The organism is Rugamonas sp. FW305-51 (genome assembly GCF_058786935.1).
On sequence record NZ_JBYSZG010000054.1, the window covers coordinates 13,290 to 36,666 of the forward strand.

14 protein-coding genes are annotated in these 23,377 nt (G+C 64.8%); 10 read left to right on the top strand and 4 right to left on the bottom strand.

Translation table 11 applies throughout. The features are described from left to right. Positions 1-139: 139 nt before the first annotated feature. Both AC3WOS_RS24990 and AC3WOS_RS24995 read left to right on the top strand, forming a co-directional pair. Positions 140-3,304 (top strand): transglycosylase domain-containing protein, encoded by a 3,165-nt coding sequence (locus tag AC3WOS_RS24990; RefSeq protein WP_492719594.1) that lies wholly within the window; start codon positions 140-142, stop codon positions 3,302-3,304. A gap of 185 nt (positions 3,305-3,489) precedes the next feature. Continuing rightward, entirely contained in the window at positions 3,490-4,857 is a 1,368-nt protein-coding gene (locus tag AC3WOS_RS24995; RefSeq protein ID WP_492719596.1) for a TAXI family TRAP transporter solute-binding subunit, read from the top strand. A gap of 10 nt (positions 4,858-4,867) precedes the next feature. On the opposite strand, the gene AC3WOS_RS25000 is transcribed toward AC3WOS_RS24995, so the two are convergent. Then, on the bottom strand, positions 4,868-5,326 hold the full coding sequence (locus AC3WOS_RS25000; protein WP_492719569.1) for a rhodanese-like domain-containing protein: 459 nt from the start codon (positions 5,324-5,326) through the stop codon (positions 4,868-4,870). A 372-nt stretch (positions 5,327-5,698) separates the two neighbouring features. Here AC3WOS_RS25000 and glnA point away from each other — a divergent pair, with 372 nt between their 5' ends. The 5 genes from glnA (at position 5,699) to corA (ending at position 11,441) form a co-directional block, all read left to right on the top strand. After that, on the top strand, positions 5,699-7,114 hold the full coding sequence (gene glnA / locus AC3WOS_RS25005) for a type I glutamate--ammonia ligase (protein WP_492719571.1): 1,416 nt from the start codon (positions 5,699-5,701) through the stop codon (positions 7,112-7,114). Positions 7,115-7,244: 130 nt separating this feature from the next. After that, positions 7,245-7,721 carry a DUF4124 domain-containing protein gene (locus AC3WOS_RS25010; protein ID WP_492719573.1) on the top strand — a complete coding sequence of 159 codons (477 nt, stop codon included), beginning with the start codon at positions 7,245-7,247 and terminating at the stop codon, positions 7,719-7,721. After that, complete coding sequence (gene glnL, locus AC3WOS_RS25015) at positions 7,718-8,818, top strand: nitrogen regulation protein NR(II) (protein WP_492719575.1); 1,101 nt, start codon at positions 7,718-7,720, stop codon at positions 8,816-8,818. The genes AC3WOS_RS25010 and glnL overlap by 4 nt, the downstream gene beginning before the upstream one ends. Before the next feature lie 70 nt (positions 8,819-8,888). Continuing rightward, positions 8,889-10,394 carry a nitrogen regulation protein NR(I) gene (gene ntrC, locus AC3WOS_RS25020; RefSeq protein WP_492719577.1) on the top strand — a complete coding sequence of 502 codons (1,506 nt, stop codon included), beginning with the start codon at positions 8,889-8,891 and terminating at the stop codon, positions 10,392-10,394. A gap of 81 nt (positions 10,395-10,475) precedes the next feature. Then, the gene (gene corA / locus AC3WOS_RS25025) at positions 10,476-11,441 is read left to right on the top strand and encodes a magnesium/cobalt transporter CorA (protein WP_492719579.1); all 966 of its coding nucleotides are present in this window, start codon (positions 10,476-10,478) and stop codon (positions 11,439-11,441) included. Positions 11,442-11,480: 39 nt separating this feature from the next. Here corA and AC3WOS_RS25030 read toward each other — a convergent pair whose 3' ends face one another. Then, a complete protein-coding gene (locus AC3WOS_RS25030; RefSeq protein ID WP_492719581.1) occupies positions 11,481-13,124 on the bottom strand; it encodes an NAD(P)/FAD-dependent oxidoreductase in 1,644 nt (547 codons plus the stop codon). Between the two features lie 367 nt (positions 13,125-13,491). On the opposite strand from AC3WOS_RS25030, the gene AC3WOS_RS25035 reads away from it, so the two are divergent. Then, positions 13,492-16,323, top strand: a complete 2,832-nt coding sequence (locus AC3WOS_RS25035; protein ID WP_492719583.1) for a TonB-dependent receptor — start codon at positions 13,492-13,494, stop codon at positions 16,321-16,323. 150 nt (positions 16,324-16,473) lie between these two features. Here the strand turns inward: AC3WOS_RS25035 and AC3WOS_RS25040 are convergent, their stop codons facing one another. Together AC3WOS_RS25040 and AC3WOS_RS25045 are read right to left on the bottom strand one after the other, a co-directional pair. Continuing rightward, on the bottom strand, positions 16,474-19,281 hold the full coding sequence (locus tag AC3WOS_RS25040; RefSeq protein ID WP_492719584.1) for a TonB-dependent receptor: 2,808 nt from the start codon (positions 19,279-19,281) through the stop codon (positions 16,474-16,476). 347 nt (positions 19,282-19,628) lie between these two features. After that, complete coding sequence (locus AC3WOS_RS25045; RefSeq protein ID WP_492719586.1) at positions 19,629-20,354, bottom strand: 16S rRNA (uracil(1498)-N(3))-methyltransferase; 726 nt, start codon at positions 20,352-20,354, stop codon at positions 19,629-19,631. 197 nt (positions 20,355-20,551) lie between these two features. Between AC3WOS_RS25045 and tkt the strand changes: the two genes are divergently transcribed. Both tkt and AC3WOS_RS25055 read left to right on the top strand, forming a co-directional pair. Then, complete coding sequence (gene tkt, locus AC3WOS_RS25050; RefSeq protein ID WP_492719588.1) at positions 20,552-22,549, top strand: transketolase; 1,998 nt, start codon at positions 20,552-20,554, stop codon at positions 22,547-22,549. A gap of 49 nt (positions 22,550-22,598) precedes the next feature. Beyond that, positions 22,599-23,377 (top strand): type I glyceraldehyde-3-phosphate dehydrogenase (locus AC3WOS_RS25055; protein WP_492719590.1); only part of this gene is annotated, 779 nt, incomplete at its 3' end.

Genomic DNA, 23,377 nt, shown 5'->3' on the forward strand with positions numbered 1-23,377 from the left:
TTTGAATCATATGTTAAGCAATCGACGTTTCCGCCGGCCCCGCATCGTAGTACGCGCGGTGCGCAAACTGCGCGCAGGCGCGGCCGCCATGGGTTATGGCCGCCGCCGCCACCTGCGTGCCGTTCCCACTCCCGAGGCCATGCCCGCCGACCAGGACGAGGCCGTGCTGCTGGCCCATACCCAGCCGGCTTCGCCGCCGCCGTCCGAGCCCGTCAAGAGCAAGCGTTCGCGCAACGCCTTCATCGTCGCCATGCTGGTGCTGCTGTCGTGCGCCGTGTACTGGACCTTGCAGGAAATTCGCACCTCGACCTTGCAGGCCCAGTTCTTCTCCGGCCTGGTGGGTAAGCTCACCTACCGGGTCGAGCCTGGCCCCAGCGCGGCCATCCGCTTCCCCAAGGACAGCCCGTACGACGAGCGGCTCGGCTACGCCAACATTCCCGACTACCTGGGCAAGCTCAAGACGCGCGACTATACCGTCACGGCCCAGTCGCGCTTCTCGCCCAAGATGGTGGAGCTGACCGACATGGGCGTATTTACCACCTACCGCGAAAAGACCCGCACCGGCCTGGCCATCTACGATTGCCGCGCACAGCCCCTGTTCGCGGCCAGCTATCCGGAACGGGTGTACGGCAAGTTCGACGAGGCGCCCACCGTGCTGGTGCGCAGCCTGCTGTTCATCGAGAACCGTGAACTGCTCGACAGTAAATATCCGAAGCGCAATCCGGCCGTCGAATGGGACCGCCTCAGCAAGGCGGTGCTGGAGAAGACGGCCAGCACCTTCTCGGGCGGCCACCGGCCGGCCGGCGGCAGCACGCTGGCCACCCAGATCGAGAAATACCGCCACTCGCCGGAAGGGCGCACCAGCTCGCTCAAGGACAAGCTGCAGCAGATGGTGTCGGCCAGCCTGCGCGCCTACCAGCAGGGCGAGGACACGTCGGCCGCGCGGCGCCAGATCGTGGTCGATTACCTCAACACGGTGCCGCTGTCGGCCAAGACCGGCTATGGCGAAGTGAACGGCATCGGCGACGGCATGTGGGTCTGGTACGGCCGCGATTTCGCCGAGGTGAACCGCCTGCTCGGCGGCAAGCTGGAGCAGCCCGACAGTGCGCTGGCCTACAAGGAAGCGCTGAGCCTGATGATCGCCCAGCGCCGTCCCAGCTACTACCTGGGCGAGGGCACGGCCGACCTGGAAACGCTGGCCAACGCCCACCTGCGCGTGCTGGCCCAGGAAGGCGTGATCACGCCGGCCGTGCGCGACGCGGCCCTCAGGCAGCGCCTGCATCCATCCACCGGCTCCGGCGTGCAGGCGGCGCCGGCCATGGCCTACGTCACGCGCAAGGCGTCCAACGCGGTGCGCACCCACCTGGCCAGCCTGCTGGGCGACAACCGCCTGTACAACCTGGACCGGCTGGACCTGAGCGTGGTCAGCACGCTCGACGCCCAGGCCCAGAAGGCGGTCACCCAGGTGCTGCGCGACCTGCGCGATCCGGACATGGCCAAGGCGGCCGGGCTGACGGGCAAGGGCATGCTGGGCAACGGCGACCCGGCCCACGTGGTCTACAGCTTCACCTTGCTGGAAAAGGGCGAGCAGGCCAACCTGCTGCGGCTGCAGACCGATAACTTCGACCAGCCGCTCGACATCAACGAGGGCGCCAAGCTCGATCTCGGTTCCACGGCCAAGCTGCGCACGCTGGTCACCTATCTCGACATCGTCGACCAGCTGCACACGCGCTACGGCGGCATGGACACGGCGGCCCTGAACAAGGTGGTGGTCGATCCCCAGGACAAGCTGTCGCAGTGGGCCATCGACTACTTCAAGGGCCTGCCGCTGGACAAGGGCGGACGGGAACTGACGCCGATGTTGAACGCGGCCATGGAACGCAAGTATTCCGGCAATCCCGGCGAAGGCTTCTTCACCGGCGGCGGCCTGCACCACTTCGGCAACTTCTCCAAGGAAGACAACAGCAAGATCCTGACCGTGACGGAAGCGCTGCGCCACTCGACCAACCTGGTGTTCGTGCGCCTGATGCGCGACGTGGCCAAGTTCTACATGTTCCAGTCGCCCGGTTCCTCGGCCTCCTTGCTGCAGGACGCGGACGATCCGCGCCGGGCCCAGTACCTGGCCCGCTTCGCCGACAAGGAAGGGCGCGAGTTCCTGAACCGCTTCTACGTCAAGTACAAGGGCAAGAAGGGCGACGAGCTGGAAAAGACGCTGCTGGCCAACATCCGCAGCACGCCGGTGCGGCTGGCCGTGATCCACCGCACCGTGTATCCGGAAGCGAGCCAGGAGCAGTTCGCCGCCTTCCTCAAGGACAAACTGCCGTCGCAGAACGAAGTGCCGCCCGAGCGCGTGGCCAAGCTCTATGAGCAGTACGGGATCGACAAGTGGTCGCTGGCCGACCGCGGCTACCTGGCCTCGGTGCATCCGCTGGAACTGTGGATGGCGGCCTACCTGCGCACCCACGACAGCGCCACCCTGAGCGAGATGACGGCCGCCAGCGAGCAGCAGCGCCAGGAAGTGTACCAGTGGCTGTTCAAGACCCACCACAAGCACGCCCAGGACAAGCGCATCGCCGGCCTGCTGGAAATGGAAGGCTTCATGAAAATTCACGCCCAGTGGAAGAAGATGGGCTATCCGTTCGATTCGCTGGTGCCGTCCTACGCCACCACGCTGGGCGCCTCGGCCGACCGGCCGGCCGCGCTGGCCGAGCTGATGGGCATCATCATCAACGGCGGCGTGCGCAAGCCCAGCCAGCGCATCGCGTCGCTGCACTTCGCGGCCGGCACGCCATACGACACCCAGGTGGCGCCCGGCAAGAGCACGCTGAGCGAGCAGGTGCTGGCGCCGGAGGTGGCGCGCGTGGTGGCTGACGCCATCCGCGGCGTGGTGTCCGACGGCACGGCCAAGCGGGCCCGCATGGCCTTCGTCAAGTCGGACGGCACCGTGATTCCCGTCGGCGGCAAGACGGGCACGGGCGACCAGCGCTTCGACATCTTCGCGGCCGGCGGCCGGCTGATCGAGTCGCGCTATGTGAACCGCTCGGCCACCTTCGTGTTCAACATCGGCGAGCGTTTCTTCGGCAGCATGACGGCGTATGTGCGGGGGCCGGACTCGAAGAATTACGACTTCACCAGCGCGCTGCCGGTGCAGCTGCTGACGGTGCTGGCGCCCAGCCTGATGCCGCTGATCGAACCGAACCCCATCAAGCCGGCCACCATCCAGAACGCGGCCGCCGGCACGGCCGCCGCCGCGGCCGCGGCGCCCCTGCCGGCCTGCGGCGGCGGCAGCGCCAACGGCGGCTGACGCCGCCCCGGGCCGGGCGCCGCGTGCGCCCGGCCCGGCTTTCATTCCGGATCCAGTCCGCTGTCTTCCCATGCCTGAACAACGGGCACGGGCGGCGCCCGGCATTGTTCCCGCTGGGGTGTTGCCCTTGCCAAGCGGCGCATTTGTTGGCAAGGTGTCAAACCATGAAACCTGTGCGCCAAACCATGTCCAAAATCCTCAAGTTCACGCAATTTTCCGTGCGTGACCTGATCGTCGCCGCCGCGCCCACGCTGCTGGCCATCGCCGGCGTCTGCGCGCTGGCCTACTTCCTGGTCGACCCGTCGCCGCCGCGCCAGGTAGTGCTGTCGACGGGCCAGGAAAACAGCGCTTATGAACAGATAGGCAAGAAATACGCGGCCGCGCTGGCGAAACACGGGGTCAAGGTGACGCTGCTGCAGTCGGCCGGCTCGGGCGAGAACCTGCGCCGCCTCAAGAGCGGGGCGGTCGATATCGCCTTCGTGCAAAGCGGCTCGACCGACGAGGCGGCTGCGGAACGGGAAGGGCTGGTGTCGCTGGGCAGCCTGTTTACCGAGCCGCTGTGGCTGTTCCTGCGCGAGACCAAGGGCAAGCCCATCACCAAGCTCACCGAACTCAAGGGCAAGAAGATCAACTTCGGCCCCCGGGGCGCCGGTTCGCCCCGCCTGTTCAAGCAGGTGCTGGCGCTGAACGGCATCGAACCGGAGGAAGTGATCCGCACCTCGCTGGCCAATACCCCGGCCACGGTGGAGTTGCTGGAAGGGCGCATCGACGGTCTCGTATTCACCTCGGCGCCGGAAGCGCCGTTGATCCAGATGCTGCTGCAAACGCCGGGCATCCAGCTGTTCAATTTCGACCAGGCGGAAGCCTATGCCCGCAAGCTGCCTTTCCTCAGCCACGTGGTGCTGCCGCGCGGCATCGTCGACCTGGGGCGCGACTTGCCGCCCGAGGACTACAACCTGATCGCACCCACGGCCACGCTGGTGGCGCGCGAGAGCCTGCACCCGGCCCTGATCGATCTGTTCGTGCAGGCGGCCGCCTCCATCCACAGCGGCGCCGGCTGGTTCCAGCAGCAGGGCCAGTTCCCGTCCGCCCGCTACACGGAAATCCATGTCGCGCCGGAGGCGGCCAAGTTCTACAAGGACGGGCCGCCGTTCCTGCAGCGCTACATGAGCTTCTGGCTGGCCAACTTCTTCGACCGCATGTGGGTGCTGGTGCTGGGCCTGGGCGCGCTGATCCTGCCGCTGTCGAAGGTGGTGCCGCCGCTGTACGTGTGGCGCATCCGCTCGCGCGTGTACCGCTGGTATGGCCAGCTGCGCACGGTGGAACAGGCGCTGGAGGAAGCCCAGGTGCTGGGCGCGCAGCGCATGGAAATCTACGCGGCCCAGCTGGTGCGGCTCAATGAAATCGAGGAAATGGTGAACCAGATTTCCATCCCGCTATCGTTTGCGGATGGCTTGTACGGTTTGCGCAGCCATATCAACTTCGTGCGCGAACGGGTGCTTGGCCTGCTGAGCGAGGCGGCGCCGGTGGCGCCGGCGACCGTGCCGGTCTAGAAAAGCGGGGTCAGGCGCCCAGCCACGGCAGGCCGGCCCGGCACCAGCCGTTGATGTTCTTGCGGTGGCCGGCGTCGTCCTTGTCGCCTTCGAAGCCTTCCAGCACGTCGTAGCAATGCTGATAACCATGCTCGGTGGCCAGCTTGGCCGCGTGGCGCGAACGGACGCCGGAGCGGCATAAAAACAACAGTACCTGGTCCTTGCGGGCCTGGCCGTTCAGCTGTTCGATGAACTCATGGTTGGCCACGCCGCCCGGATAGGTGGACCACTGGACCGCACCATGTTGGGTCTCCGGGATCGCCACCCGGCCCACCCAGTCACGCTCGGCATTGGTGCGCACGTCGATCAGCTTGATGCGGGGATCGGCCTGCAACAGTTCCCACGCTTCCTGCGGGTTGACGGCGCCGGCATAGGGCCAGTCCTTGCTGCGGGCGCGGGCCAGGGCCAGGATTGCATCTACTTCGCTCATGTCATGTTCCAGAAAGGATATTAAGTTTATTATAGATGCCCTGACCGTCCGTGCTGCGCGCACGCACCAAAAGAAGGCATTTTTTCCTGTTTTTTCAAAAATGCACAAAATCGGTGCAATTTCGCAAAATCGCACCATAATGGAGCAGTCTTGCGCTAGCGCAAACCGGACTGATTTGGCTGGCCGAACGATTTTAGAATCATTTGCCGGCAAGTTCCAAGTTGGTTCTGGCAGATGGTTATGATTTTTGAGCTGGCACGGATAGTGCTTAAACCCGTGATGAGTTTCGGTCGCACTTACACGGGGACGCGCAGAGCATCCGCGCACGCACAGTTGGTCGGCTCACCCACACATTCCCTTTAGGAGATACGCATGGCAATGACAGCCGCAGAAGTCTTGAAAATGGTAAAAGACAACGAAGTCAAGTTCGTTGATTTTCGTTTTGCCGATACCCGTGGTAAAGAACAGCACGTGACCGTGCCTGTGTCGCACTTCGACATGGACAAGTTCGAGTCCGGCCACGCGTTTGACGGTTCCTCGATCGCCGGCTGGAAGGGCATCGAAGCGTCCGACATGATTCTGCTGCCGGACCCTAACACGGCCAACATCGACCCGTTCATGGAAGAAACCACCCTGTTCATGCAGTGCGACGTGATCGAACCGTCGGACGGCAAGGGCTACGACCGTGACCCACGCTCCATCGCCAAGCGCGCTGAAGCCTACCTGAAATCGTCGGGCCTGGGCGACACCGCCTACTTCGGTCCCGAGCCAGAATTCTTCATCTTCGACAGCGTGCGCTGGAAGATCGACATGTCCGGCTGCTTCGTCAAGATCGATTCCGACGAAGCATCGTGGAGCACCGACAAGGAAATCGAAGGCGGCAACAGCGGCCACCGTCCAGCGGTCAAGGGCGGCTACTTCCCAGTGCCACCGGTCGACAGCTTCCAGGACATGCGTTCGGAAATGTGCCTGATCCTCGAATCGATGGGCATCCCGGTCGAAGTGCACCACCACGAAGTGGCCGGCGCCGGCCAGAACGAAATCGGCACCAAGTTCTCGACCCTGGTCGAGCGCGCCGACTGGACCCAGAACCTGAAGTACGTGGTATGGAACGTGGCCCACAGCTACGGCAAGACCGCCACCTTCATGCCTAAGCCTATCGTGGGCGACAACGGCTCGGGCATGCACGTGCACCAGTCGATCTGGAAAGACGGCAAGAACCTGTTCGCCGGCGACGGCTATGCCGGCCTGTCCGACACCGCGCTGTACTACATCGGCGGTATCATCAAGCACGCCAAGGCCCTGAACGCCATCACCAACCCAGGCACCAACTCGTACAAGCGCCTGGTGCCAGGCTACGAAGCCCCGGTCAAGCTGGCCTACTCGGCCCGCAACCGTTCCGCTTCGATCCGCATCCCGCACGTGGCCAATCCTAAGGGCCGCCGCATCGAGACCCGTTTCCCGGACCCACTGGCGAACGTGTACCTGTGCTTCGCTGCGCTGCTGATGGCCGGCCTGGACGGTATCGTCAACAAGATCCATCCGGGCGAAGCCGCTTCCAAAGACCTGTACCATCTGCCGCCTGAGGAAGATGCACTGATCCCGACCGTCTGCACCTCGCTGGAAGAGGCCCTGGACGCACTGAACAAAGACCGCGAGTTCCTGACCCGTGGCGGCGTGTTCAGCGATTCGATGATCGATGCCTACATCGAACTGAAGATGCAGGACGTGCAGCGCATGCGCATGACCACCCATCCAGTCGAATTCGACATGTACTACTCGCTGTAATGGCAGGGCGCCGGCGGCAAGCCGGCGCTGCGCCGTACGGCACGAAACGCGAGGCGAGCCCGGGCTTTCCTCGCGTTTTTCTTTGGATGTTGTATATTCGGGTTGGACAGAGGCTCTTCACGGATAGGGAATGACAACACGCTTACTTTTGCTGCTGGCCTTGCTGGGCACCAGCGCCGCCGCACGGGCCGACGGCCCCATCTACCTGTGCGTGGATGCGGCCGGCCACAAGGAACTGACGGACGCCAACAAGCCCGGCTGCAAGGTGCTCGATGTGCCGGGCAGCACCATCGCCGCGCCGCCGCGCCGCGCCGCGCCCGCACCGGCGCGGGCCGCGCCGGCCCCCGCCGATTTCCCCCGCGTCGACAGCGCCGAGCAGAAGGCGCGCGACGCGGACCGGCTCGGCATCCTCAACGAGGAATTGCGCAGCGAACAGCAGAAGCTGGCCGAGCTGCGCAAGGAGTTCAACAACGGCGAACCGGAACGCCGCGGCGACGAACGCAATTACGCCAAATACCAGGAACGGGTGGCGCAGATGCGCGACAGCATCAGCCGCTCGGAAAAAAATATCGAAGCCTTGAAACGTGAGATCGCGAGTATCAAATGAATGCAGTGCACGCTAACGCCCGCGCGGGCGAGGCCATGCCGTCGCTGGCCGGGCTGGAATTGCTGGCTTCGGCCGTGGTGCTGGTGGACGGCGCCGGCCAGATCGCCTACGCCAACGCGGCCGCCGAAAACCTGCTGGAGAGCTCGCTCAAGGCGCTGTCGCGCCAGAAGCTCAGCGCCCAGTTCCTCAACCCGGAAGAACTGGAACACATCTGCGTCCAGGCCCGCCAGCACAAGTTCGCCGACCTGCGCCAGGACTTGACGCTGGAGCGGGCCGGGCGCGATCCGCTGCATGTGCACAGCATCGTGTCGGCGCTCGACGAGCCGCACGGCCACATCCTGATCGAGCTGCGCGAACACCTGCAGCACCTCAAGCTGGACCGCGAGGAACGCATGCTGGACCAGAGCCAGGTCAACAAGGAGCTGATCCGCAACCTGGCGCACGAGATCAAGAATCCGCTGGGCGGCATCCGCGGCGCGGCCCAGCTGCTGGAGATGGAGTTGCCGCCCCTGCACCTGGGCCAGCTGCGCGAATACACCCAGGTCATCATCAAGGAAGCGGACCGCCTGCAGACGCTGGTGGATCGCCTGCTGGCGCCGCACCGCCGGCCCCACATCGTGGGCGACGTCAACATCCACGAAGTGTGCGAGCGGGTGCGCAGCCTGATCCTGGCCGAGTTCCCGTCCGGCCTGACCATCCTGCGCGACTACGACGCGTCCATCCCCGAGTTCCGCGGCGACAAGGAGCAGCTGATCCAGACCGTGCTCAACATCGCCCACAACGCGGCCCAGGCCCTGTCGGCCCGCATCGAAGCGGGCGATGCCGAGCTCGTTTTCAAGACGCGGGTGGCGCGCCAGGTCACCCTGGCCAAGGTCCGCTACGGGCTGGCATTAGATTTGCATATCATCGACAATGGACCGGGCATCGCGCCCCAGATCCGCGACCGCATCTTCTATCCGCTCGTGTCGGGCAGGGAAGGCGGCAGCGGCCTGGGACTGACCTTGGCACAAACCTTCGTGCAACAGCACCTGGGTGTGATCGAGTGCGAAAGCCGGCCTGGATTTACGGATTTCCGCATCCTGTTGCCGCTGCCATAAGCAGTGCGGCCGCCGGTGCGCTTCCGGATCCCTTGATAGCCGATCCATATTGCGGGATACACTTAAACACATGAAGCCAATCTGGATAGTAGACGACGACGAATCGATCCGCTGGGTACTGGAAAAAGCACTGGCGCGGGAGAACCTCGCCACCAAGAGTTTTGCCAACGCGCGCGACGCCATCGCCGCGCTGGAGTTCGAGACGCCGCAAGTGCTGGTGTCCGACATCCGCATGCCGGGCGACTCCGGCCTCGATCTGCTGGCGCTGGTCAAGTCGCGCCACCCGGGCCTGCCCGTCATCATCATCACCGCCTTCTCCGACCTCGACTCGGCCGTGGCCGCGTTCCAGGGCGGCGCCTTTGAATACCTGGCCAAGCCGTTCGACATCGACAAGGCTGTCGAGCTGATACGGCGCGCGCTCGACGAGAGCCTGCGCGAAACGAGCGTGGAATCGGGCCCGGCCGACACCCCGGAAATCCTGGGCCAGGCCCCGGCCATGCAGGAAGTGTTCCGCGCCATCGGCCGCCTGTCGCAGTCCAACGTGACGGTGCTGATCACGGGCGAATCCGGTTCCGGCAAGGAGCTGGTGGCGCGCGCCCTGCACAAGCACAGCCCGCGCGCGGCCCAGCCCTTCATCGCCTTGAACACGGCCGCCATTCCCAAGGACTTGCTGGAGTCGGAACTGTTCGGCCACGAGCGGGGCGCCTTCACGGGCGCGCAGACGACGCGCCGCGGCCGCTTCGAGCAGGCCGAGAACGGCACCCTGTTCCTGGACGAGATCGGCGACATGCCGTTCGACCTGCAGACCCGCTTGCTGCGCGTGCTGTCGGACGGCCACTTCTACCGCGTGGGCGGCCACCAGCCCCTGAAGGCCAACGTGCGCGTGATCACGGCCACCCACCAGAACCTCGAGCAGCGCGTGCGCGACGGCCTGTTCCGCGAAGACTTGTACCACCGCCTCAACGTGATCCGCTTGCGCCTGCCCAGTTTGCGGGAGCGGCGCGAGGACATCCCCATCCTGGTGCGCCACTTCCTGGTGCAGAGCGCGCGCCAGCTCGGGGTGGAAGCGAAGCGCATGAGCGACGCCACGCTGCATTTCCTGAGCGGCCTGGACTTGCCGGGCAATGTGCGCCAGCTGGAAAACCTGTGCAACTGGATCACCGTGATGGCGCCCGGCCAGACGGTGGAAGTGAAGGACTTGCCGCTGGAGCTGACCCAGGGCCAGGAAACCAACGGCCACAGCCCGGCCGCGCCGGCCCCGGCCCACGAATCGTTCAGCCTGGCCCACCACGGCACCGTGTCGCCCGTGCCGCCGGCCTTGGCCGAGGCCACGGCGCACGGCGGCCCGGACAGCTGGCTGACGCTGCTGGAGCTGCAGGCGGCCAGCATGCTCACCAATGGCCAGCAGGAAGTGATGGGCGTGCTGGGCCGCCAGTTCGAATCGGCCCTGATCCGCACGGCCCTCAAGCACACCCATGGCCGCAAGAACGACGCGGCCGTGCGGCTGGGCATAGGCCGCAACACCATCACCCGCAAGATCGCCGAGCTGGGCATCGACGGCGCCAAGGACGACTGAGCGCGGGCCCGGTGTAGCGGGCCGCTGATTTGGAGTAAGCTCTTGGCTTCATGGCCAGGAGCTTTTTTTTATGGAATTTGTATGCTGATCAATTGCGTGGTCTACCAGGATGGCCAGAAGCTGGCCGACATTCCCGTCGAGGATATCAGCGAGTACGTGTGCCGGCCCGAATGCTTCGTCTGGGTGGCCCTGCGCGACGCGGACGCGGCCGAGCTGTCCGTGATGCAGGAGGAGTTCGGCCTGCACGAGCTGGCCGTGGAGGATGCGCGGCGCGGCAATCAGCGTCCCAAGATCGAGGAATACGGCGACTCGCTGTTCGTGGTGGCCAAGATGGTGGAGTTCGAAGGGGACCAGCTGGTGGTGGGCGAGGTGGACGTGTTCGTCGGCCCCAACTATGTGCTGTCGAACCGCAGCAACAGCAGCCACGGCTTCCTGGGCGTGCGGGCGCGGGCCGAGCATGAACCGCACTTGCTGCGCCAGGGTCCAGCCTTCGTGCTGTATGCGCTGCTGGACGCGGTGGTGGACCGTTATTTCCCCGTGGCCGATGCGCTGGAAATGGAACTCGAGCAGATCGAGGAACGCATCTTCCTGCACGGTTCCCAGCGCGACAATATCGAGCGCCTGTATGAACTCAAGCGCAAGGTGATGGCCGTGCGCCATGCCGTGGCGCCCCTGATGGAGGCGACCGGCAAGCTGCACGGCGGCCGGGTGCCGGCCATGTGCATGGATAGCCAGGAATACTTCCGCGACGTGCATGACCACCTGCACCGCATCAGCGCCACGCTCGACAACGTGCGCGACACCATCAGCACGGCGATCCAGGTCAACCTGTCGATGGTGGCCATCGAGGAGGGGGAAGTGAACAAGCGGCTGGCCGCGTGGGCCGCCATCTTCGCCATCTGCACGGCCTTTGCCGGCATCTGGGGCATGAACTTCAAGGTGATGCCGGAACTGGAATGGCGCTACGGCTATCCGGCCGCCGTCGCCGTCATGGTGTCGGTCTGCCTCTACCTGTACCGCCGCTTCAAGCGCGCCGGCTGGCTGTAGCGGGCGCGCTTCGGCTGGTCGGGCCGGCCCTGGCCGGCGTCAGGCCGGCTGCGGATCGGCCAGCATCGACAGCGCCACCGCTTCGGCCACCTTGATGCCGTCCACCCCGGCCGACAGGATGCCGCCCGCGTAGCCGGCCCCTTCGCCGGCCGGGAACAGGCCGCGCGTATTCAGGCTTTGCAGCGTGTCGTCGCGGCGCTTGATGCGGATCGGCGACGAGGTGCGCGTCTCCAGTCCCGTCAGCACGGCGTCGTGCTTGAAGTAACCCTTGATCTGCTTGTCGAACGCGGGGAACGCTTCGCGCAGGGCCGTGACGGCAAACTCGGGCAGGATGCGGGCCAGGTCCGTCAGGTGCACGCCCGGCTTGTAGGACGGGATCACGCTGCCGAACTCGGTCGAGGCGCGGCCGGCCACGAAGTCGCCCATCAGCTGGCCCGGCGCGTTGTAGGTGCCGCCGCCCAGCTCGAACGCCTTTTCCTCCAGCCGGCGCTGGAACTCGATGCCGGCCAGCGGATGGCCCGGGTAATCCACCTCGGGCGAAATGCTGACCACGATGGCGCTGTTGGCGTTGCGCTCATTGCGCGAATACTGGCTCATGCCGTTGGTGACGACGCGGCCCGGCTCGGACGCGGCCGCCACCACGGTGCCGCCCGGGCACATGCAGAAGCTGTACACGGCACGGCCGTTGGAGGCGTGGTGCACCAGCTTGTAGTCGGCCGCGCCCAGGATCGGGTGGCCGGCGTTGGGGCCGAAGCGGCACTGGTCGATCAGCGACTGCGGGTGCTCGACCCGGAAGCCCACCGAGAACGGCTTGGCTTCGATGTAGACGCCCCGCTCGTACAGCATCTGGAAGGTGTCGCGCGCGCTGTGGCCGACGGCCAGCACCACGTGGCGGGTGGCGATCTGTTCACCGTTTTCCAGCGTCAGGCCGCGCACCTGGCCGCCCTCCGGCGTCTGCTCGATGTCGATATCGACCACCTTGTTTTCAAAGCGGTATTCGCCGCCCAGCGCCTCGACGGTGGCGCGCATCTGCTCGACCATCTTGACCAGGCGGAAGGTGCCGATGTGGGGCTTGCTGACGTACATGATCTCTTCCGGCGCGCCAGCCTTGACGAACTCGGTCAGCACCTTGCGGCCGTAGTGCTTGGGGTCCTTGATCTGGCTGTACAGCTTGCCGTCCGAGAAGGTGCCGGCGCCGCCTTCGCCGAACTGCACGTTCGACTCCGGGTTCAGTTCGCGCTTGCGCCAGAAGCCGAAGGTGTCCACCGTGCGCTCGCGCACCTGCTTGCCCCGTTCCAGGATGATGGGACGCAGGCCCATCTGGGCCAGGATCAGGGCCGCGAACAGGCCGCAGGGGCCGGTGCCGATGACGACCGGGCGCTCGTTGCAGTCGTGTCCGGCCAGCCGCTCGCCGCCGGCGACAAATTTGTAGGACGTGTCGGGCGAGGGCATCAGGTGGATGTCGTGCGGCAGGCGGGCCAGCACGGCCGCCTCGTCGGCCACTTCCACGTCCAGCGAGTAGGTCAGGACGATGGCCGATTTCTTGCGCGCATCGTAGCTGCGCTTGAAGACGGTAAAGCCGCGCAGCTCGGCGGCGGGAATGCCCAGCCGGGCAAGGATGGCGGCAGGCAGTTCCTGCTCGGTGTGGTTCAGCGGGAGTTTGACTTCATTGATACGCAGCATGATGTTTTCGGTCTCGGGTTCCTGGGCTCCGTAGCTAGCGGAGAGTGGTGACGCGCCGCGGAGCGGGGCGCGTCAGGGCGCTATTTTACCTGTACTGGCAATGCGCGGGTTGGTCGGCTTGGTCCAGTCATTGTCAAGCGGAATAGCGATTTTCACCGGATTTGTTGTAAATATGGTAAAAATTAATGTAGAGGAATTTTCATTGTCAAAACTATGTATCGCAATGTATCTGATTGTTGCTACAATTTAAATCTTGTCTGCCGGAATGTACTTGCTAAGGCAGCAAACATTGCGACCGCCGCGGCGGTTTTTTTATTTGGTGGACGTGCTGCCAAGGCGCACGTCACCTCATGTTGGAGGTTTTTCGATGCAAAAGAAACTGATCGTCCAGGCCATTGCGCTGCTCGGTTGCGTGGGCTGGAGCCATGCCGGCTTTGCCGCCGAGGATACGAGCGGCGTGGAGCGTGTGGTCATCACCGGTTCCAACCTGAAGCGTGCCGCCACGGAGAACCCGTCGGTGGTGCAAGTGCTGACCAAGAAGGATATCGAGCGCACGGGCGCCGTCACGGTGGCCGACCTGATGGCCAAGGTGCCGGCGCTCGGTTCGAACAACCAGGTCGATGGACGCGACGGCGGCTTCTCCAAGGGCCTGGCCACCGCTTCCATGCGCGGCCTTGGCTCCGCCTCGACCCTGATCCTGATCAATGGCCGCCGCATGTCGCCGGCCGCCTACGCCGATCCGAATGCGGGCCAGTCGACCCAGTATGACTTGAACTCCATCCCCCTGTCGGCGCTGGAACGGGTCGAGATCCTGAAAGACGGCGGCTCGGCCGTGTACGGTTCGGACGCCATCGCCGGTGTGATCAACTTCATCACCAAGAGCAACTACAAGGGCGGCGAACTGACGCTGCAGGCCAGCCGCAACCAGGACAACGCCTTCGGCCGCTCCGGCGTGAACGGCGTGGTCGGCTTCGGCGACCTGGAAGAGAACCATTACAACGCCTTTGTCGCCTTCGACGTGTCGCAACGCGACCGTACTTCGATCGCCGACGCCAAGTCCGTGCAAACCGAGCAGTACCGCGCCATGAACGGGCGGCTGAGCGACTTTTACAGTGGCATCAGCTCCCATCCCGTGTTCTACAAGGAATCCAAGCTGGGCAGCGGTAACTTCAGCAAATACGTCAGCGCCGACCTGGGTTGCAATGCGGCCGACATCCGCACCGGCTCCACGGCGCTGGTGCCGATGCGCTCCAACGATCCCTTGATCGGCAACAAATTCTGCAACTACGACGGTTGGCAATACGAGGATGCCGAGGGCAAGAATCGCAGCAACAACCTGCTGTCGCGCGCCGAATTCAAGCTCAACGACAATCTGAAGGCGTTCGTCGAAGGCGCATACAGCCAGTCCGAACTGTTCTACAGCGGCGTATCGCGCAGCATGAACGGGCGCAGCATCACGACCGTGTTCCCGAAAGATGGCGCCGGTATCCCGTTCCGCCCCGTGCTGGGCGTGGACCATCCCGACAATCCGACCCGCGGCACGGCCAATCCGGTGCCGGTGGCCGTGGCCTACCGCTTTACCGATGCGCGCGGCGGCAGCTCCAATGAAAACAAGGCCACCCGCCTGCTGGCCGGCCTGCAGGGCAGTAACTTCAACTGGGACTGGGACAGCGACCTGCTGTACAACGAGTCCAAGCGCCACCAGGTGACCAATGGCACGCTGTACCTGCCTATCGTGCAGACCCTGATGTCGCAGAACCTGCCGCTGGCGACCATCGCCAGCACCCCGGGGGTAACGCGCGACGTGACGCTGGACGGCAAGTCCAGCATCGCCCAGTGGGACCTGAAGGGTTCGACCGAGTTCGGCCAGTTGCCGGGCGGCGCGTTCGGGCTGGCAGTGGGCACGGAAGTGAAGCAGGAAAAGATGACCCTGGTGCCCGATCCCCTGACCGTGGACGGCAAGATCATCGGCCTGGCCAACACCTATGCGGACGCCAAGCGCAACGTGCGCTCGGCCTTCGTCGAATTGCGCACGCCGTTCTTCAAGTCGTTCGAGATGGAATTTGCCGGCCGCTACGACAAATATGACGGCTTCAAGTCCCACCTGACGCCGAAAGTGGGGGCGAAGTGGAGCGTGACGCCGACCTTCGCGCTGCGCAGCACCTATTCGGAAGGCTTCCGCGCGCCATCGCTGACCCAGATGGTCAACGGTGGTACCCAGTACTTCGTCAACAATTTCGAGGACAAGCTGCGCTGCAACAAGCCGGGCGCCGATTCGACCGACTGCGTCAAGAGCCTGTCGGGCATTGCGGCCGCCAACAAGGACCTGGAACCGGAAACGGCGCGCAGCTTCACGGCCGGCCTGGTGTTCTCGCCCACCAACAGTCTCGACATCCTGGTGGACTACTACAGCATCCGCAAGGACAAGGAAGTGGACCTGTTGTCGAACACGGCCGTGGTGGACGATCCGAAATACGCCCAGTACGTCAAACGCGACCAGAATCCCGGCACCTGGCTGGTCGATGCCAACGGCAAGCTGATCCCGAACTCGGGACCGCTGATCTCGATCGGCACCCCGTATGTCAATGCCGGCGGCACCCGCACCAGCGGCGTGGATCTGGAAATGGCCCTGCGCAACTCGCTGGGCGACATGGGCAAGCTGGCCACCCGCCTGAACTACACCTATGTGTTCGACTACAAGAAGGCGGCCATGGTCGGCGATCCGATGTTCGACCTGGTGGGCACCAATGGCACCATTAGCAACGACACCACCAGCGTGGGCGAGATCCCGCGGGTGCGCGCCACCCTGTCCAGCACCTGGACTTACACGGATCACAGCCTGACGGCCAACGTCAATTACGTCTCGTCGATCTCGAACATGGCGCGCTACAGCACCCAGGACGATGGCCAGGTGGGCCCGTATCAGCCTGCGTTCTGCCAGTTCGGCCGGCCGTCGGTCAACCCGGACTACCTGAAGTATTACCCGGACTGCGAAACCCACAGCTGGACCACGGTCGACCTGGCCTACAGCTACTCGGGCTTCAAGCACATGGTGCTGAGCCTGAACGTGCAGAACATCTTCGACTCGAAGGCACCGTACGACCCGAGCTCGTTGGGCTACACGACGGGCGGCTACAACTCGGCGCTGCACAACGCCCATGGCCGTTACTTCACCGTGAAGGCCAACTACAAGTTCTGATGATCATCAGGGTTTGCTAGGCGAAAACGCCGCGGTCCAGCCGGACCGCGGCGTTTTTTTTACAGCGGCGGCACCGCAAGACGGACGCGGGATGAAAAAAGGGGCGGTGATCGCTCACCGCCCCCGTCACTTGCCCTGCTTCAGATCAGCTCAGAAGAACTTGTAGCTGGCGCCGACCTTGAAGTAGCGGCCGATGGCGCCGGAAGCGTCCATCGGGTTGTAGCTCATGCCGCCGTAGGTCAGCGGGTCAAGCGGGGCGACCTTGTCGAACACGTTGTTGATCGAAGCGGTCAGCTGCAGCTGCTTGCTGTAGTTCCAGCGGGCCGACATGTCGACCGTGGTGAACGAGGCGATGCGGCAGTTGCCCGGCGCATCGGCGCCGCTGGCCAGTTGCGAGGCGCACAGGTCGCCGGCGAACAGCACGTTCTTCATGTCCGAACGGTAGTTGGCGATGGCGCTGAAGTTCCACGCGGCGCTAGGATCCCAGCTGGCGTTGACGCTGATCTTGTCTTTCGGCGTACCGGCGCAGTTGGAGGTGTCGCAGTTGCCATGGGTGCCGGCGAACTGGTAGCGGGTGGTGGCCGACTCGGCGCGGATCCACGATGCCACGTGGGTCCAGGTCAGGCCGATGTTGCCGCGGCCGTAGGCGCCCAGGCGCAGGCGCTGTTTCACGTCCAAGTCCACACCCTTGACTTCCGTGAAGCTGGAATTGCGGTAGGGCGCCTTGGTGATCAGCAGGGTGCCCGTGTTAGGCACCACCACGCCGTTGATGGTCAGGTTGTTGTCGGAACGGATGGCCGTCGGCAGGGCAGCCGCTTCGTTGTACGGCAGCGGGTTGATCTCGTCGGTGCGCTTGATCTTCCAGCCGTCCAGCGACAGGCTCAGGTCGTTGACCGGATCCCAGACCATGCCCAGGGTGTAGCCTTTCGACTTTTCCGGACGCAGGTTGGGATCGCCGATCTTGACGGCGGCCACGGAGGCGGCGCAGTCGGTTGCCGTGGCGCCTGGCAGCGGGGTGCCGTTCGGGCAGCGGATCGGATCGCGCACGGTCGAGGTGCCGGTCGATTGCGACTGGGCGCTGTTCTCGGCCGCACCCGGTGCACGGAAACCTTCCGTGTAGGTGCCGCGCAGGGCGAAGGTCTTGACCGGGGTCCATTTCAACCCGACCTTGGGCGTGGTGGAGGTGAACTGGTCGTAATGGTCGTAACGCATGGCGGCCGACAGCTCCACCGTCTTCACGATAGGGGCCAGCAGCTCGGCGTACACGGCCGAGACCTTGCTGTCGCCGAAGGCGGCCACATAGCTGGAGTTGATGGTGCCGTTTTCGGAGCCCGACAGGGATGGGTTGCTCAGCTTGTCCTGGCGGTGTTCGCCGCCCACGGCCAGCGCCAGGTTGCCGCCTGGCAGGGCGAACAGTTCACGCGACGCCTTGAAGTCGACGATGTTGAGCTTGGTGGTCGAGTCGGAGGTGGCGTTGGTCACCATGGCCGCATACAGCGAGGCCGGGTTCTTGTACGCTTCCGCGCCGAGGTAGTACGGGAAGTACTTGCTGGTCGGATCGCCCAGGGCAGCCTTGACGACGGCCATGTTGAGCATGTTGCTGTAGTCCAGGTGCAGCTTGGACTCGGAGTGGGCGAAGCCCGCATCGTAGTCCCAGCCCGCTGCCGTGCCCTTGATGCCGACCACGAAGCGGTTGAACTCGTTGTTGGCCGAACGGGTGCTGGGGCCCACGTCGAACGCGGCGTAGCGCACGCGGGCGGCGGCGCCGAACGGGTTTTGCGGGTGGCTCGGGGCCAGCACGATGGTGGTGCCGGCGCCGGAACCGTAGTTGATCACGCCGGTCGGGGTGCTGGCGTTAGGCGGGAAGGCCACGGTCGGGGTGATCGATGGCGGGGTCAGCGTAAAGGCCGTGTCGCGCTTGGAGTAGCCCGCTTCCGCGTACACCTGGGTGTCGTCGTTGAGCTGCCAGGTGCCGCGCGTGTACAGGTTGACGCCTTCGATGTTGGGTTGCATGTCGCGGAACTGGTCCGAGTGCCACAGGCAACCGCCCTTGGGATCTTGTGGCGAGGAGGTCGACAGCGACGCGCAGCCTGGCAGCGACTGGTAGGCCAGCGTGGCCGGGTTGCGGATCGAGCCGGCCGGGCTGGCCGCTGCGCTGTTGACGCCGCTGATGTAGCCGGACGCGAACTGGGTGCCGATCGGGTAGCCATACGGGCGCAAGTCGCCCTTGCCGATCCAGGCGCGGTCGGCGCGGTCCTTGTTGGCCAGGCGGTCGGACTTGAAGTATTCGGCGTTGACGACGACGTTGTACTGGTTCTCGTCCAGGTTACCCTGGCCCCAGGTGATGGAAGCCTTGTTCTGCTTGGCGTCGCTGTAGCGCGAGGTGCCCGTCTCGCCGCGCACGGTCAGGCCCTGGAAGTCCTTGCGCAGGATGATGTTGACCACGCCGGCGATGGCGTCGGCACCGTAGGTGGACGAGGCGCCATCCTTCAGGATCTCGATGCGCTCGACGATCTGCATCGGCACCGTCGACAGGTCGGTGAAGCTCTTCTGGCCGTCGTCGGCGCGAGCGAATGGCGCCATGCGGCGGCCGTTCAGCAGCACCAGGGTGGAGGTGGCGCCCAGGCCGCGCAGCGAGATGGCGGTGGAACCGGCCGCGAAGCCGTTGCCGAAGCCGGTGGGCAGGGAACCGGCGCCGTCGGCCGTCAGGGTTTGCAGGAATTCGGCCACGGTGGCCTTGCCCGACTTGATCAGGTCGTCATGGCTGATGACTTGGACAGGGGAAGCGGTCTCGGCGGACGCGCGCTTGATGCTCGAACCGGTGATCTCAACGCGCTGGACGTTGGCGTTGGCGTCTTGCGCCATGGCGGGCTGGGCCAGCAGGCCTAGGCTGAGTGCCGCTGCGCCGCCAGAACAGATCAGGCGGACCGAGCGTGCTAACACTGTTTCCATCATCATAAAAACAACCTCTCTTGTGATTTGTAGACAAACGAGCGGCCCGTCCGTTTTTGGCTGGACCAGGCCGGTACCGTCGCGGTGGCTTGAAAAGCGTCGTGCGTTTTTCAAGCGGACCATCAGAACATTTGTCAAAAATGATGTCAATGAGAGGAAATTTTGTATCGCAAGGCAATAATATGTGACAGGCTTGGGGGGGGCGAAGCGCGATGGCGTCTTCGTGGCTTAATTGTCGCTTAAAAGTCCTTTAACTGTACCTAACTTGTATTTTGGCAATGTTTGTTGCATAATTTAAAGATCTTGCGAAAAATCCCGGCCTGTTCCATATTTGCCACAGGCGGCCGGCCGATTTACATGCCGCCCCAGATGGCGTTGAGCGTGGCCAGCGCCGTCAGGCCGGCCGTTTCCGTGCGCAGAATGCGCGGCCCCATGCCCAGCGCCAGGGCGCCATGGGCCAGCGCGGCCTGTTCCTCGGCTTCGCTCAGTCCGCCCTCGGGGCCGATCACCAATGTGACGGCCTGGGGCGCCTGGTGGCGCGCCCAGGCGGCCAGCGACTGGTCTGCGCGGGGGCTGAGGATGATGCGCCGGTGCAAGTCCTGCTGGGTGATCCATTGCTTGTACTCCTGCAGGCCGGCCAGCTGGGTCAGCCGGTTGCGCCCGCTCTGCTCGGCGGCCGACACCACGATGCCCTGCCAGTGGGCCAGTTTCTTTTCCGCCCGCTCCGGGGCCAGCCGCACCACGCAGCGCTGGGCCGCCAGCGGCACGATGGCGGCCGCGCCCAGTTCCACCGCCTTTTCCACGATCCAGTCCATCTTGCTGCCCTCGGGCAGGGCCTGGGCCAGCGTGACGGCGTAGGGCAGCTCCACGTCGCGCGCCGTGTGGGCCTTGACGTCGGCCGTTACGCTGCGCCGCTCGATGCGGCTCAGCATGGCGCTGTATTCGCCGCCGTCGCCGTTGAACAGCGTGATCAGCTCGCCTGGCGCCAGCCGCAGCACCTGGACATGGTGCGCCACGGCTTCCGGCAGGGTCACTTCGAGGCCGAGGGCCAGCGGTTGGGGGCAATAAAAACGGGGCATGCGAGGTCCTGGTGAGCGGAAAAGGGAGGGCGGGCGGCTGGCAGCCCTGGCCCCGCCGGATCATGTTGCAGCGCAATTTTAATTCGGACACTGTTGGTCTGGTAAAATACTTGGTTCAGCCAGTACGCAAGTTCGCCGCCCCGTGGCGCGCCGCGCCGCACTGCAACCAGTTTCCATACTTTCGTGATCGACCGACGATGAAATCTACGCTCCCTACCACCAAAATGGCTAACGCGATCCGCGCGCTGGCAATGGACGCCGTCCAGAAGGCCAATTCCGGCCACCCAGGCATGCCGATGGGCATGGCCGAGATCGCCGTTGCCCTGTGGAGCGGCCATTACAGCCACAACCCGGCCAACCCGAAATGGATCAACCGCGACCGCTTCCTGCTGTCGAACGGCCACGGCTCCATGCTGCACTACGCGCTGCTGCACCTGTCGGGCTATGCGGTGAGCATGGACGACATCAAGGCCTTCCGCCAGATGCACTCCAAGACTCCGGGCCACCCGGAAGTGGACGTCACGCCAGGCGTGGAAACGACCACCGGCCCGCTGGGCCAGGGCATTGCCAACGCCGTCGGCATGGCCCTGTCGGAATACCTGCTGGCCAGCCAGTTCAACCAGCCCGGCTTTGACGTGGTCGACCACTACACCTACGCCTTCCTGGGCGATGGTTGCCTGATGGAAGGCATTTCGCACGAAGTGTGCGCGCTGGCCGGCACGCTGCGCCTGAACAAGCTGATCGCCCTGTACGACGACAACGGCATCTCGATCGACGGCAAGGTCGAAGGCTGGTTCACCGACGACACGCCCAAGCGCTTCGAAGCCTACGGCTGGAACGTGATCCGCGCCGTGGACGGCCATGACGTGGCCGCCGTCAGCGCCGCCATCGCCGCCGCCAAGACGGCCGACCGTCCTACCCTGATCTGCTGCAAGACCGTGATCGGCAAGGGCTCGCCCAACCTGCAAGGCGGCGACAAGGTGCACGGCGCCGCGCTGGGCGACAAGGAAGTGGCGGCCGTACGCGAATACATCGGTTGGGATGCCGCTCCGTTCGAAGTACCGTCCGACGTGTACGCGGCCTGGGACGCGAAAGAAGCGGGCGCCGCCCGCGAAGCGGCCTGGAACACCCGGTTCGCCGCCTACCGCGCCCAGTTCCCCGAGCTGGCCGCTGAACTGAGCCGCCGCATGGCCGGCGAGCTGCCGGCCGGCTTCGACGCCGCTGTGGCCGCCGCCATCGCGTCCTGCGTGGACAAGAAGGAAAACATCGCCACCCGCAAGGCCAGCCAGAATGCGATCCAGGCGCTGGCGCCCGTGCTGCCGGAATTCCTGGGCGGCTCGGCCGACCTGACCGGCTCCAACCTGACCAACTGGAAGGAATGCGTGGCCCTGCGTTCGGGCCAGCCGGGCAACCACATCAACTACGGCGTGCGCGAGTTCGGCATGAGCGCCATCATGAACGGCGTCGCCCTGCACGGCGGCTTCATTCCGTTCGGCGCCACCTTCCTCACCTTCTCCGACTACAGCCGCAATGCCCTGCGCATGGCCGCCCTGATGAAGCAGCGCTCGATCTTCGTGTTCACCCACGACTCGATCGGCCTGGGCGAAGACGGCCCCACCCACCAGTCGGTCGAGCACATCTCGTCGCTGCGCCTGATCCCCAACCTGGACAACTGGCGCCCATGCGACACGGTGGAATCGGCCGCCGCCTGGGCCTGCGCCGTGCGCCGCCACAACGGCCCGAGCACGCTGATCTTCTCGCGCCAGAACCTGCCGTACCAGGAACGTAGCGCCCAGCAGATCGCCGACATCAACCGCGGCGGCTACGTGCTGCGCGACGCGGCCGATGCCAAGGCGGTGCTGATCGCCACCGGTTCCGAGGTGGAGCTGGCCGTGGCCGCCGCCGATGCGCTGGCCGCCGCCGGCGTGGCCGTGCGCGTGGTGTCGATGCCGTCGACCGATGTATTTGACCGCCAGGATGCCGCCTACAAGGCCAGCGTGCTGGCCAAGGGCTTGCCACGGGTGGCAATCGAAGCTGGCGTGACCGATTTCTGGTACAAATACGTCGGTCTGGAAGGCGCTGTGGTCGGCATCGATACCTTCGGTGAATCGGCTCCGGCAGGCGTGCTGTTCAAGCACTTCGGTTTCACGGTGGATAACGTCGTGGCGAAAGTCAAATCGGTACTGGCCGCTTAACGGCCGGTCGCAACGCTGGGTACCTTATTTTTTTAATCAGGAGCATAGTATGACGATCAAAGTTGCAATCAACGGTTATGGCCGCATCGGCCGCAATGTGCTGCGCGCTTTCTACGAAGGCGGCAAGAAACAGGACATCCAGATCGTGGCCATCAACGACCTGGGCGACGCCAAGTCCAACGCCCACCTGACCCGCTACGACACGGCCCACGGCAAGTTCCCCGGCACCGTGGAAGTGGACGGCGACAACATGATCGTGAACGGCGACGTGATTCGCGTGTTCGCGCAGCGTAATCCGGCCGAAATCCCATGGGGCTCGCTGGGCGTGGACGTGGTGCTCGAGTGCACCGGCTTCTTCACCACCAAGGAAAAAGCGTCGGCCCACCTGAAGGGCGGCGCCAAGAAAGTCATCATCTCGGCACCGGGCGGCAAGGACGTGGACGCGACCGTCGTGTTCGGCGTCAACCAGGGCGTGCTGAAGGCGTCCGACACCGTGATCTCGAACGCGTCGTGCACCACCAACTGCCTGGCCCCGCTGGTCAAGCCGCTCAACGACGCGATCGGCGTGGAAACGGGCCTGATGACCACCGTGCACGCCTACACCAACGACCAGGTGCTGAGCGACGTGATGCATGAAGACCTGCGCCGCGCCCGTTCCGCCACCATGAGCATGATCCCGACCAAGACCGGCGCCGCCGCCGCGGTCGGCCTGGTGCTGCCTGAACTGAACGGCAAGCTGGACGGCTTCGCCATCCGCGTGCCGACCATCAACGTGTCGCTGGTCGACCTGTCGTTCATCGCCAAGCGCGACACGACGGTGGACGAAGT